Annotated in this window: 8 protein-coding genes; 6 read left to right on the forward strand and 2 right to left on the reverse strand. The window is 66.3% G+C overall.

Translation table 11 applies throughout. The annotated features are described in order from the left end of the window. Positions 1–3: 3 nt before the first annotated feature. Entirely contained in the window at positions 4–927 is a 924-nt protein-coding gene (locus BSY238_RS05560) for a PEP-CTERM sorting domain-containing protein (protein WP_069038258.1), read from the forward strand. Positions 928–1061: 134 nt separating this feature from the next. Here BSY238_RS05560 and BSY238_RS05565 read toward each other — a convergent pair whose 3' ends face one another. After that, the gene (locus BSY238_RS05565) at positions 1062–2528 is read right to left on the reverse strand and encodes a PEP-CTERM sorting domain-containing protein (protein ID WP_150123886.1); all 1467 of its coding nucleotides are present in this window, start codon (positions 2526–2528) and stop codon (positions 1062–1064) included. Between the two features lie 135 nt (positions 2529–2663). After that, positions 2664–5972 (reverse strand): ATP-binding protein, encoded by a 3309-nt coding sequence (locus BSY238_RS05570; RefSeq protein ID WP_190295059.1) that lies wholly within the window; start codon positions 5970–5972, stop codon positions 2664–2666. A 288-nt stretch (positions 5973–6260) separates the two neighbouring features. On the opposite strand from BSY238_RS05570, the gene BSY238_RS05575 reads away from it, so the two are divergent. The 5 genes from BSY238_RS05575 to BSY238_RS05595 all read left to right on the forward strand — a co-directional run bounded on the left by BSY238_RS05575 (position 6261) and on the right by BSY238_RS05595 (position 12712). Beyond that, complete coding sequence (locus tag BSY238_RS05575) at positions 6261–7826, forward strand: HAL/PAL/TAL family ammonia-lyase (protein ID WP_069038261.1); 1566 nt, start codon at positions 6261–6263, stop codon at positions 7824–7826. Continuing rightward, on the forward strand, positions 7823–9061 hold the full coding sequence (locus tag BSY238_RS05580; protein WP_069038262.1) for an AMP-binding enzyme: 1239 nt from the start codon (positions 7823–7825) through the stop codon (positions 9059–9061). Before BSY238_RS05575 ends, BSY238_RS05580 begins: the two co-directional genes overlap by 4 nt. 153 nt (positions 9062–9214) lie before the next feature. Further along, on the forward strand, positions 9215–9607 hold the full coding sequence (locus BSY238_RS05585; protein WP_069038263.1) for a phosphonate transporter: 393 nt from the start codon (positions 9215–9217) through the stop codon (positions 9605–9607). Positions 9608–9620: 13 nt separating this feature from the next. Continuing rightward, positions 9621–10931 (forward strand): sensor domain-containing diguanylate cyclase, encoded by a 1311-nt coding sequence (locus BSY238_RS05590; RefSeq protein ID WP_069038264.1) that lies wholly within the window; start codon positions 9621–9623, stop codon positions 10929–10931. Further along, complete coding sequence (locus tag BSY238_RS05595) at positions 10928–12712, forward strand: putative bifunctional diguanylate cyclase/phosphodiesterase (RefSeq protein WP_069038265.1); 1785 nt, start codon at positions 10928–10930, stop codon at positions 12710–12712. The genes BSY238_RS05590 and BSY238_RS05595 overlap by 4 nt, the downstream gene beginning before the upstream one ends. Positions 12713–12784: the final 72 nt, after the last annotated feature.

Genomic DNA, 12784 nt, shown 5'->3' on the forward strand with positions numbered 1-12784 from the left:
AGCATGCGAATTGCCATTGCAAGCTCGTCCATCGCGGCCCTCTTCGCGATTGCCAGCCCGACCGTACATGCCGCAACCGCCTCCGTGTATGCGCACGTCGAGACGAAATACGAGCCGAACGTCATCGGTCCCGGCAACACGTCCTGCACCACCAACAACGACACGCGCGAGTGCAATCGCTTGCTCGACCAGCCGCTGCTGGTCAGCGACCCGGATGGCGTATCGACCGGCAGCCAGCTGCTGCGCGAAGTGTATGCACCGGGCAATACCAGCGGCTCTCCGAACTTCCGGCTGACCGGCGATGCCTTCGCACTCGCGCTGCCGGGTTCGCTGCACGCCTCGGTCATGGTCGAAGTCACCGGCACGGGTGGCGCCTTCGTGCCCGGCATCAGCGGCTACGGTTATGCGGCGGTCGAAGACCGCATCAGGATCCGGTCTTCGACACTCGCCAACGGAACGGCCGTCACACTGAGCACCGTATTCAACATCACCGGCATCGGCGAGGGCACGCTGTATCTGAACGTGGTCGCCAGACGCGACGGCATCGAGACGGTCCTGTTCGGCGATACCGAATCGTCCAACAGCGCGCAAAGAAGCATTGCGGGCATGGGTGGCTCGTTCATCGCCTACATCGGAGAAACGCTGGACGTCGACTACAGCCTGCGCGCCTCGACCGGTGTCAGCACTGCCGCCTGGCAGGCGGACGAAGTGGCGAACGGTCGCACATCGCATTCGAGCTATGGCAACTCCGCGTACCTGTATTTCGCTTCGGCCGACCCCGCCGTCGATGTCTACATCGATGGCGTGGGCGGCTACGACTACGTGCAGCCGCCCGCCATTCCCGAGCCGCACATGGCACTGCTCATGCTGCTGGGCCTGGCCGTAGTGGGCACGCGCGCGCTGCAGCGCCGGCGCAACACACCCTGACCTTGCCCGGACACGGTGCCCGATCGGCGCGCTGTGATCGCCTCAGGCGCGCTTCGGAGTGGGACGAACCTCTTTACCGGCACTGCGTTGCTGCAACGTTCGGCGCCGGACGGATGTCCTGCTGGAAACCCGGGTCAGATCCGTTGTCTGCGCACCGCCAGCCCCAGCACGAGCAGACCCGCGCACAGCAGGCCTGCTGTGCGGGGCTCCGGCACCGCACTCAGCACGAAAGTGCCGCCGTCGACCGACTGGAAACCGCCCAGCGCGAATTCGTTGTCGAACACGGGGATTTCCAGTGCGTTGGAGGCGGACGACCACTGAAACACGGGGCCGTACCGGGCATTGAGGAACTGCCCGCGACGATCGGATCCGAAATAGGACACGTCATAGCTCGCGCGGGCGAACAGCTCCAGCAAGGTCAGATCGAGGGACGCGCCGAACGTGATGCCGGTCCGGTTGGACAGCGTCGCATCGACAAGGAACCGGGCATCCACCGTCACATCGCCCCCCAGCACGGCGATCGCCGGGAGTTCGTCGATCCGGCCGATCCATTGCGTCATTTCGCCGATATTCTCCAGCCGCACAGCCTCACTGAAGCTGAGCTGCATGAGCACGTCGCCGGACACCTCGAAGCTCTGTTGCAGCCCGACGGTCAGTGCAGCGTCCAGATCCACAACTTCGTAACCGAAATCGATGTCGATGACGCCGAAATCCCTGCGCAGCCGCGTCCCCAGTACGTCCGATCCGCTCAGCAGAAACTGGTCCACGTCGATATCCGCGGTGAGCAGCGTTGTCTGGCCTGCACCGGTCAGCGTATCGGTGCCGAGCGCACCGTTCGCCGACACCCGCCAGTCGCCGGCGGTCACGTTCGTGGAGCCGTTCAGGGCGGCAGCAGGCAGCGTGTAGACACTGCCGACGCCGCCCACGTCTCCGGCTCCGATGATGCGCAGTCGGCCGCTGTCATCGCGGTTGAAGGACACGATTTCCTTGCGCACATCGACATTGGCCAGCGTGGTGGTCAGGCGATAGTCGTGGTCGCCGAGATCACGTGCAGTCTCAAACCGGATGAAACTCTGCGCATACGCGTCCAGAATACCATCCACCCAGGCCGATGCGTTGGCCGGGCGGGTCGCAAAGGCGCTGCTGCCGCGGGTGCTGGCGACCGCCTCGAGCTGGAAATATTCACCCCGGACGATCGGCCCGGGCGCGGAAATGGCGATGGCGTAGTCAAGGTTCGCATCGATGGAGCCGCCATGAATGTTGGCGCCGACTTCGATGCCCGCCGTCAGCTCCGTGGTGAGGGAAAAGTACGGATTCACGTACCAGTCGAAGTCGGGCAGCACCTTGATTTCAACCTTGCCCGACACCGCATTCGGGTTGTAGACATTGGTCTTGCGCGGTGATGTGGCGCCGAAGAACTGGGCGTAGCTGAAATCGAACGCATCGCCTTCGCTCCAGATGCTCTGGCCGGCGGTGTTGAACGACACGTTCTGTGTGAGCAGTTCAAGCGCTCGGGCGTCGGATGCCGCGACGCCTGCAAGCAGTCCGGCCATCAGCGTCGCAAGGGCGCGACTGCGGCTGCATAAAGGATTGATCTTCATTGTGGTCTCCAGAGTCCGGTGGGCACATCGACCGAGCAGACGACAGCGCGGTGCGGGATTCAACAATGAAGCACAGGTCGTTAGTTGCGCGTTAGTTTGCGGAGATCGCGCTGTTATTTTTTTATCTCATTGATTTTATTTGCTTCCTTCTCGGGGCAAATGCAGTCCGGCCGAGAATCCGGCACGATCGATGTCGGCCGGCAGATCATTCAGCACCCGCGCCAGCCGACGTTCGCCGCGTGTGCGGCGACCGCTCGCCATCCACCACAGCGCCTGCAGATACCTCACGCGCGGCCGTGCGGCTGGCAGCAGGCGCGCAAACCGCAAGGCACGCCCGATCAGGCCTTCGCCGGCCGCGACCAGGGCGCGTCGATCGCCGGTCTCATGATGCGCCACCACCACCAGCGCCATGGCACAGCCGGTGAAGCCGTTCAGGGCATAGATGGACGTCATCGTTGCCCGGTCGAACACGCGGCAGAAGGTGTCGATCGATGACAGCGCCTCTGCCTTGCGCCCGGTTCGCGCAAACCACCAGGCGAGCACGCCGTGGCGGAGAAGCTGGGTATTCGGGTCCACCACCCTGGCCGCCAGCCTGTCGATGGTGTGCAGGTCCACATGCGGCGTCGAGGCCGCGACGCGAAGGTCCATCGTGCACAAGGCGAGCAGCCCCCAGAGTTCAGACGCGGCCTCGCGGACACGCCGTCCTTCCTCGCACAGCGTGAGCATATGCGTGCGGGCCGTTTCGAGCCGACCTGCGAAATCGTTGGCATAGGACATCAGGGCCGTGCATTCGCCCCAGTTCCTGTACTGACGCAGCCGCCAGAAGATGTCGGCACCCGTCTGTCCGTGCCCCCGAGCGGCGTCCAGGTCGCCACCGGCAAGCCGGTAGAGACAGAGCTGCTCGTGGGTCCACGCCTGCTCGGCCATTCCGGCTTGATCCAGGCACCGCTCCGCCCTGGCCGCATAGCGCGCGGCCTCTGACTTGAACGGCGTGTAACTGAGCACGAGCGCACCGGAGGCAAGATGCTCGGGGCGACTGCCGGCGCGCACGATGTTGATCGAACGCAGGGAGCTTGCGACGAATCTCGGCCTGTCGCCTTCGAAGAAATAGACCTGCGCAAGCCTGTTGTGGGCACGGGAAACGAGCACTTCGGCGTCGGCATCGAGGTTCCCGTGCCGCCACCAGCGACCGTTCAGCGTACGCGCGAACTCTCGCAGCATGTGCCGGTTCGGCGAGCCCTGCTCCATGTCGATGTCACCCTGCCGGGCCAGGCACTCGAGCGCCGCGGCGCGGCACTCCGCATGACGACCGAGCTGGAAGAAAACATCGCTGAGCCAGAGTTGCCAGCTCGAAGCGCAAGCCGATGGCAATCCCTGCATGGCGAGTGCCCGCTGCAGCAGACCGGCAAGTTCGTCGAACCAGCCCTGCATCCGGTACAGGGCACACAGCCCGGGCAGCAGGCGCGCAAGCGCGTCAATGGCCCCGGAACTCACGAGATGGTCGAACACCACTCGCAGATTGCCTTGTTCCGCGCGCAGCGCGTCCAGCGCGACGGTGTCCGCATGGGCCTCGAATCGCTGATGGCCAGCCTGCAGAAGCGCCAGAAAGTGCCGCGCATGGGCATCACGCACGGCTCCGTTCGCCCCGGAATGCAGCAACTTGCGCTCCCCGAAATCGCGCAGCAGCGGATGTACGTCGAGCCGCCCATGGCGAGCGGGCTGCAGCAGCGACTTGGCGGTGAGGCCCGCGAGGATCGTGAGCGTGCCACCACAGAAAGCCAGGGCGGAGTCAGGCGTGAAGCCACCCCGGCACATGCACAGGGCGCTGAGTACTTGCTGCTCCGCCGGTTCCAGCAGACGCCACGAATGATCGAACACCGAAGCCATGTCGCTGTGGCGGGGATTCTCCGGCAACGTGGCCGGCGCCTCGCCGAGCACGTGAGCGCCCGCACAAAGTCGATCGGCCACGTCCCGGCACGACAGGGTTGCGAGCCAGCGGGCCGCCAGCACCAGACCGAGCGGATACCCCTCGACTGCGCGGCATATCCGCAGGACGTGAACGCCGTCTGCGTCCGCATCGAAGCCGGGCTGCTGGCGACGCGCGAGTTCGCAGAACAGGCTGGGTGCGGGCGCGCTGCGCAGTTCCGGTGTCCAACGCTCGGTATCCGGGAACGGCAGGCCGCAAAGCCTGACGATCCACTCGGTCGCCAGCCCCAACTGATGCCGGCTGGTGACCAGAATGCGCAGGCCGGTGGCATGGCGGGCAAGCGTCGCCACCAGATCGCGTGCGTCGGCCACCTGCTCGAAGTTGTCGAGAATCAGCAGCTGCCGACCTGGTGCGAGCACTTCAAGCAACGATTCGCGCTCGCGCCCCGCTGGCAGGGCGATGCCCAGCGCAGCCGCCACCCGGTGCGCGACCAGCGCCGCGCACTCGGCACCGGTCTGCGGCGCCAGATCGGACAGGTCCACGAAGCACGCGCCATCCGCAAAATGCGCGGACAGCAGCGCACCCACGGCCAGTGCAAGATGTGTCTTGCCGATACCGCCCGGGCCGACCAGGGTGACCACACGCGCCTCGGCGCTGGACAGCAACGATACGATGCGCGCCTGCTCTTCGCTACGCCCGACCCACGGGAGGGTTTCGTCCAGCGTCACCCTGCGCACTGGCAGCGTCTGCGCGCCAGACGTGCCGACGGCCGTCATGCAGGCCGCGGGTGCGGCATCGACAGCGCTGTCCGCATGCAGCGCAGACTCGTAAAGTGCGAGCGTGTCGGCATCGGGCGCCGCATCGAGCTCGCGCCGCAAGGCCTTTGCACACGCCTCGTACTGGGCAATCGCCGACGCCGGCTGCCCCATGTCGATGTAGCTCCGGATCAACGCCTGATGATGGGGTTCGGACCAGGGCGCAATCGACAGGCAGCGCCGAAGCACCTCCGCCTCGCCCCGATGATCGCCGGCGGCACGCAGCGCAGTGGCGGCTTCATCGAGACGTCCAAGATATTTACCGCCCAGGGTTTCGCGCTGCAGTGAAAGCCAGTCCTCGAAATCCGGCGCCTTTCGCAGACGCAATCCACCCAGGAAATTCTCGATGCGCAGCGCAAGCAACGTGGGGATGCTCTCCCCGACTGCGGACAGCGGGGCATCCAGCGCGAAAAGATCGAGGTTCCAGCCCGCATCCGCGGGCACACGGACTGTCGTGCGATCAGCCTGGACATAAGCGGGAAGCTCCTGCCGCAAACGGGTCAGAACGAAGCGCAGGTTGGCGCGTGAGGCGGCTTCGTCGAGTTCACCCCAGAACATCCGGCACAGCAGGGCGCGCGAACACGCCCCACCGGTCAGCGCAACGTACAACCAGAGCGCCGCCGCCTTCGAATTGGTCAGCGAGGGAACGGCAACGCCGTCCACGACCACCGTCAGGTCTCCAAGGGACTGCAATTGCAGCATGTTCGTCTCGCCTGTCCCTCGAGCGAGGGCGCGGGGCGTTTGCTGTCTGCACGCGGTCGATGATAACGAGACGATATGCCGCGGACAAGTCACGGACCGACTTCGAGCGGCGCCAATCCCGATGACATGACAGCGCCTTGCCTCGTGGACGCGATGCCTGCCCTCGCGCGGAAACTGCCCGGCCTCGCGCATGTCCATGCAGATTCCGGCGGGCACACACGGAGGGCGATAGGCATCCCGGCCGACAGATGCCATGCTTTCCCCCTGCACACATCCGAACCTGCTTTCATGACCGCAGCTGCACAGCACCCGGAGGCCGTTGTTTTCGACGGTCAGCCACTCGACATCGAAGCCATCGATGCCATCGCGCACGGCACGCGGCGCGCCGAATTGTCCACCGATCAGCGGTTCCGCGAACGCATCGATGCCGGCGCCCGGGCCGTGCTGCAACTGCTTACCGACGACGGCGTGATCTATGGCGTCACCACCGGCTATGGCGAATCGTGCACGGTGCCGGTACCGCCCGCCCAGATCGCCGAACTGCCTCATCACCTCTACGCCTATCACGGTGTCGGCATGGGACGCCTGCTCGACGCCGAAGAGACGCGCGCCGTGCTGGCGGTGCGGCTGGCGTCGCTGTGCCAGGGCATGTCGGGCGTGCGCCATGCACTGCTGCAGCAAATCGAGGTTTTTCTGCAGCACGACATCCTGCCGTGCATTCCGGCCGAAGGTTCGGTCGGCGCCAGCGGCGATCTGACGCCGCTGTCGTATGTCGCCGCCGCACTGTGCGGCGAGCGCGACGTGCTGTGGCAGGGCCGGCGGATGCCGGCGAAAGAGGCGCTGGAACAGGCCGGTGTCGAGCCGCTGGCGCTGCAGCCGAAGGAAGGTCTGGCGATCATGAACGGGACCGCCGTCATGACCGCGCTGTCCTGCCTCGCCTGGCAGCGGGCACAACGGTGCAGCCGCATCGCCACCCGTCTGACGGCGCTGAACGTGTTCGCGACGGCGGGCAATCCGCACCACTTCGACACACTGCTGTTCGACGCCAAACCGCATCCGGGCCCGCGCGCGGTCGCGCGCTGGCTGCGCCGCGACCTGGCCTGTGCGGATGAAGCCGCCGGACGCAATCCGGCGCGACTGCAGGACCGCTATTCACTGCGCTGCGCACCGCACGTGATCGGCGTGCTGGAAGACGCCTTGCCGTTCACCCGTTCGTTGATCGAGAACGAACTGAACAGCGCCAACGACAATCCGCTGATCGACCCCGAGTCGGGTCGTGTGCTGCACGGCGGCCATTTCTACGGCGGTCACGTGTCGTTCGCGATGGACTGCCTGAAAACCGCGGTGGCCAACGTGCTCGACCTGCTGGACCGGCAACTGGCACTGCTGGTGGACAGCCGCTTCAGCCACGGCCTGCCCGACAACCTGTCGGCCGCCACCGCCGACCGCAGCGCGATCAACCACGGGCTGAAAGCGCTGCAGATCGCGGTGTCGGCGTGGACCGCCGAAGCGCTGAAGATGACGATGCCGGCGTCGGTGTTCTCGCGCTCGACCGAGTGCCACAACCAGGACAAGGTGAGCATGGGCACGATCGCGGCGCGCGACTGCCAGCGCACCCTCGATCTGGGCGACCAGGTGCTGGCCGCCATGCTGATCGCGGCGCGGCAGGCCGTCACGCTGCGACTGCGCATCGACGGCGGCAGCTTGCCGCCGGTGCTGGCGGACACGCAGGCATGGCTCGAAGCACACATTCCGCTGGTCGTCGAAGACCGCGCACTTGATCAGGAACTGATGCATCTGGTCAGTGCGCTGCGCGGAAACAGCGCCGGCAACGTGCTGGAGTCGGGTGAATGACGGCGCCCTGGTACGCCGACGAAGCGGCGGTCGCGCGCGTGCTGGCCGACCTGATCGCCGAAGAAATCCGTCGCCTTAGACCGGGCGGCAGCGCCCCGCCGCCGCCTTGGCCGGCGCACATGGCGCTGGATGAGACCGGTTTCGGACTCGACTCGCTCGAACGCTACACGGTGGCCGCAGCGATCGCCGAAATGCTGCAGCTTCACGAATCTTCGGTGATCGATGCACTGCCCGGGGTACAGCAGTTCGGACAGTGGTGTGCGCTGGCGGCGGAAGGGCTCGCGCAGGCGGACACGCACCTGACCTTCCGCACGTCCGGCAGTACCGGCACGCCAAAACCCTGCCGGCATGCGCTGAACACACTCGAAGCCGAAGCCGACGCGCTGGCGGACTGCATCGGGCCGCGCAGGCGGGTGCTGCTGGCCGTACCGGTTCATCACATCTACGGCTTCATTTTCGGGGTGCTGCTTCCGCCCCGGCTGGGCGCCACCGGCACGGAAGACATCCGGCAGCTGTCGCCGCTGGCGCTGGAAGGTCGGCTGCACGCGGGTGACCTGATCGTCAGCCACCCGGCACACTGGGCACTGGTCGACCGCTTCTGCCCGCGTCTGCCCGCCGACATCGTCGGCATCACGTCGACGGCGCCCTGCCCGGACGCCCTCGCCGACGCGCTGATCGCGAAAGGTCTGGCGCGCCTGATCCAGATCTACGGCAGTTCGGAAACGGCGGGCGTCGGCTGGCGCGATGCCGCAGGCGCGCCCTATGAATTGATGCCGCACTGGCGGCGCACGGAAGGTGACGCACACAACGGCGACACAGTGCTGACACGGGCGACGGCCGACGGCACGCCGGTTCAGGCCCTGCTGCAGGACGTCCTCGAATGGGTGCCTGACGGCGACCGGCGCTTCCGGCTTGGTGGCCGGCGGGACGAGGCGGTGCAGGTGGCCGGCGTGAATGTGTTTCCGGCCCGGGTGCGCGCCGTGCTGCTGGAACATCCGCAGGTCGAGGCCTGCGCAGTGCGCCGCATGTCGGCTGGAGAAGGCGAGCGGTTGAAGGCCTTCGTCGTGGCGCGCGCGGGCACGGCCCCCGCTGCCTTGCTGCCCGAGCTTGAGGCGTGGGTGAAAGAGCGGCTGACAGCCCCGGAATGCCCGCGCGGATGGACCTTCGGCGACCGGCTTCCGAGGGACGAACGCGGCAAGCTTGCAGACTGGTCCATCGCACCGCAGGCGCGCTGATGCGGGGGCTGGGTAGCACCGGGCTCCGCTCAGATCCGCTCAAGTTTGGCGGCAAAATGCCGATATTTAGAACGCTAACTAAAGTAGCCATCACCCACGCTTTGGCATCCGGTGCGCCTCGTCGCAGCCGGAGATTCAGACCCAAGGAGCACCATGAACACTGAACATACCGTGTCCTTTGCAGACGCAGCCATCCTCGACTTTCTTGAGCGCGCCAGCGATGCCGAACTGGACGGACTGGATTTCGGCGTCATCGGCATGGATGACGCCGCGCGCGTGACGCGCTACAACCGTTTCGAATCGACCGCTGCAGGCCTGTCGCCTGATCGCGTGCTCGGCCATGCGCTGTTCACGGTCGTCGCGCCGTGCATGAACAACTTCATGATCGCCCAGCGCTTCGAGGATGCGCAGCAGGATGGCAGCGCGCTCGACGACATCATCGATTACGTCCTGACGCTGCGCATGCGGCCGGTCAAGGTGAAGCTCAGATTGCTCGCCCGACCCGGCAGCGCTTTGCGCTACGTGCTGGTTCATCGTCAGGCCTGAGGCGGAGCCCAGCATGAGCGCACCGGTAGAACAGGAATACGAAGCGCTGCTGCAGTTCATGTACATGGCGCCGATCGGCCTGGTACAGACGCTGGCGGACGGCGAAATCACCATGGTCAATCCGCTCTGTGCGCAGCTGCTGATGCCGCTGTCCCCGGATGGCCAGCTGGCCAACCTGTTTACGGCACTCGAAGCCGTCGTGCCCGACCTGCGCCAGCGCGTGAGGGAATTTCCGGATGCGCACGGCACCATCTGCGACGCCCAGCAAGTGCCGATCTCGACTGGCCAGGCGGGCCGCAGGCAGCACCAGGTGCTGTCGCTGACCTTGCTCAAGCTGGACGCCGAACGTCTGATGGCCGTGCTTTCGGACGTGACGCAGTCGGTCCGCCGGGAGCGCGAACTGCGCCAGAGCCAGGCCTGGATCAACACCCTGGCCATCGGCCTGAGCGACTACGCCCTGGTTTCACTCGACCACCGCGGCTGCGTGCAGGGCTGGAACCCGAGCATCAGCCGGATCAGCGGCTTCAGCCGGGAGCAGGTCGAAGGTCACAGCCTGTCGATGTTCTACCCGGCCGATGCCATGTCCGGCCAGCGCGTGCTGGACCGCCTGCACGAGGCCGATCTGACAGGCTGGAGCCTGGACGAAGGATGGTGCATACGCGCCGATGGCAGCCGCTACTGGGGCAGCTGCCTCATTGCCCCGCTGCACGACAGCGATGACACCCCGTCGGACGAACATGCCTACAGCCTCATCATCCGCGACGTGTCGGATCGGCGCGAGGCGGCCGAAGCGATGCTGACGGCCGTGTCCTGCGACCACCTGACCGGGCTGTTCAATCGCCGCGCCTTCGTCGAAGCGGCCGAACTGGAAATGCAGCGCTGGGCCCGCTCGCCGCGACCGCTGTCGCTGGTCATGATCGACGCCGATCACTTCAAGCGGATCAACGACCAGTACGGACACGTCATCGGCGACGGCGTGCTGCGCCATCTGGCCGCCAGCATGACCGCCACCTTCCGGGCAATGGATGTGCTGGCGCGCTTCGGTGGCGAGGAATTCATCGTGCTGCTGCCGGACACGTCCCTGGAAGGCGCAGAGCAGGTCGCACAGCGACTGTGTCGCCTGATCGAGGCCACACCGGCCGTGGTCGGCGAGCACATGGTGCGGTACACCGTCAGCGCCGGCGTGGCGGCCATGGATGCCGACGCGACCGATTTCGACGCGCTGGTGCAGCGTGCCGACGAGGCGCTCTACGCCGCCAAGGCCAAAGGTCGCAACCGGGTCGAACGCTGGCAACCTGCCACCCTGCCGGCTGCCGTGCGATGAGCGCAGACCTTGATGCGGAGGCGCTCCAGCCGCCCAATCTCGAAGCGCTGATCCAGTTCCTATACCAGGCGCCGACCGGCCTGCTGCAGATCCGGCCCGACGGCTCGGTAACGATGATGAATCCGCGCTCTGCGCAGCTGCTGATGCCGCTCGCGCGACAGGGCAATCTGGACAATCTGTTCGAGGTGCTGGCCGAAGTCGCGCCCGACCTGCGCGCAATGGTCGCCGCCGCAGCCGAACCGGGCGCGCTGGTGTGCGAAGGACTGCGCATGCCCGTGCTGCCGCCGACCCGCAGCAGACGCGTGCTCGGCCTCAGCCTGCTGCGACTCGATGCCCACACCATCATGGGCTGCGTCAACGATGTGACGCACGAGGTGGAACTGGAGCAGCAGCGGCTGGCATCGCGGATGCGCGACGCGTCGCGCACCGACAGCCTCACCCAGATGCCGAACCGTGCCGCCGTGCTCGAACGCATACAGCAGGCGCTCGCGCGTTCGGAAGGTGAGGCCCCGCCCCACTTCGCGGTGCTGTTCATCAACTTCGACCGCTTCAACAGGGTCAATCTGACGCTCGGACAGGAAGGTGGCGACCGGCTGCTGCGCATGGTCGCCGAGCGGCTGAACAGCACCGTCCGGCAGCGCGATGCGGTCGGCTCGCCGCACGAATCCCTGCATACGACGGCGCGACTCGGCGGCGATGAATTCGTGCTTCTGCTCGACGGGATGCGCGACAGCGAAGATGTGCACAGCGTCGCGCAGCGGCTGATCGACACCCTGTCGCGCCCGTATCTGATCAATGGCGTCGAAGTCCATGTATCAGCCAGCATCGGTGTCGTAGCCGGCGTGCATACCGCATCGCTCGCCAACACGGTGCTGCAGGACGCGAGCCTCGCCATGCAGGAAGCAAAGCGCGCCGGCGGCGGACGCCACGTGCTGTTCAACCCGTCGATCAAGGACAGGGCGACCCGACTCGGCGTCATGGAGCATGAGCTCCGGCGCGCGCTCGAACAGAAGGAACTGTTCGTCGTCTATCAGCCCATCGTCGAACTGCCCGATGGCCGCGTCGCGGGCTTCGAGGCGCTGGTGCGCTGGCAGCACCCGGAACGCGGTGTCGTGTCGCCGATCGAGTTCATCGAAATCGCCGAAGAGTGCGGCCTGATCGGCGCACTCGGCGAATTCGTCCTGCATTCGGCATGCCGCCAGCACATGGCATGGCAAAGACAGTTCGGCCCCGGCATGCCCCGCATGATTTCGGTCAACCTCTCGCGCGCCCAGCTGAATGATGCCGACATCGCCCGTCAGGTCGAGCGCGTGCTGCGCACGACCCGCATGCCGGCCACGTCACTGCAGCTCGAAGTGACCGAGAGCATGGCCGCCCAGGGCGATGACATCCGCACCCGCCTGCTCGAACTGAAGGCGCTCAGCATCGCCCTGGCGCTGGACGATTTCGGCACCGGCTACTCATCGCTCGCCTGTCTCGGCCAGCTGCCGATCGACGTCGTCAAGATCGACCGTTCATTCGTTGCCGACGCCGAAACCAATCTGCACAAGCGCGTCCTGATCGAAGCCACCGTACGCGTCGCCCGCAGCCTCGGCATGAGCACCACCGCCGAGGGGGTCGAAACCGACGGTCAGGCCACCCTGCTCACCACGCTGGGCTGCGACAAGGGCCAGGGCTACCTGTGGTCCCGCCCCATGACCGCCCGCGACGCCACGCAGTGGCTCGCAGCGCAGAGCGAAGCGAGCCGGCCGGTTGAAGCCGTGCCGGCTGCGGTGCGTTGAGGGTTTGGGGGGATGCGGACGCTGCACTAGAGCCTGTCGGCTGACGTGACCGTACGATGTGGTGCCTTGGTC

It is taken from the genome of Methyloversatilis sp. RAC08 (assembly GCF_001713355.1).
Taxonomy (GTDB): Bacteria; Pseudomonadota; Gammaproteobacteria; order Burkholderiales; family Rhodocyclaceae; genus Methyloversatilis.

What these genes read in the sequence shown, in the direction of transcription:
- BSY238_RS05585 (WP_069038263.1), top strand. Translation starts at nt 9,215, where the DNA reads ATGAACACTGAACATACCGTGTCCTTTGCAGACGCAGCCATCCTCGAC.
- BSY238_RS05560 (WP_069038258.1), top strand. Translation starts at nt 4, where the DNA reads ATGCGAATTGCCATTGCAAGCTCGTCCATCGCGGCCCTCTTCGCGATT.
- BSY238_RS05570 (WP_190295059.1), bottom strand. Translation starts at nt 5,972, where the DNA reads ATGCTGCAATTGCAGTCCCTTGGAGACCTGACGGTGGTCGTGGACGGC.
- BSY238_RS05575 (WP_069038261.1), top strand. Translation starts at nt 6,261, where the DNA reads ATGACCGCAGCTGCACAGCACCCGGAGGCCGTTGTTTTCGACGGTCAG.
- BSY238_RS05590 (WP_069038264.1), top strand. Translation starts at nt 9,621, where the DNA reads ATGAGCGCACCGGTAGAACAGGAATACGAAGCGCTGCTGCAGTTCATG.
- BSY238_RS05595 (WP_069038265.1), top strand. Translation starts at nt 10,928, where the DNA reads ATGAGCGCAGACCTTGATGCGGAGGCGCTCCAGCCGCCCAATCTCGAA.
- BSY238_RS05580 (WP_069038262.1), top strand. Translation starts at nt 7,823, where the DNA reads ATGACGGCGCCCTGGTACGCCGACGAAGCGGCGGTCGCGCGCGTGCTG.
- BSY238_RS05565 (WP_150123886.1), bottom strand. Translation starts at nt 2,528, where the DNA reads ATGAAGATCAATCCTTTATGCAGCCGCAGTCGCGCCCTTGCGACGCTG.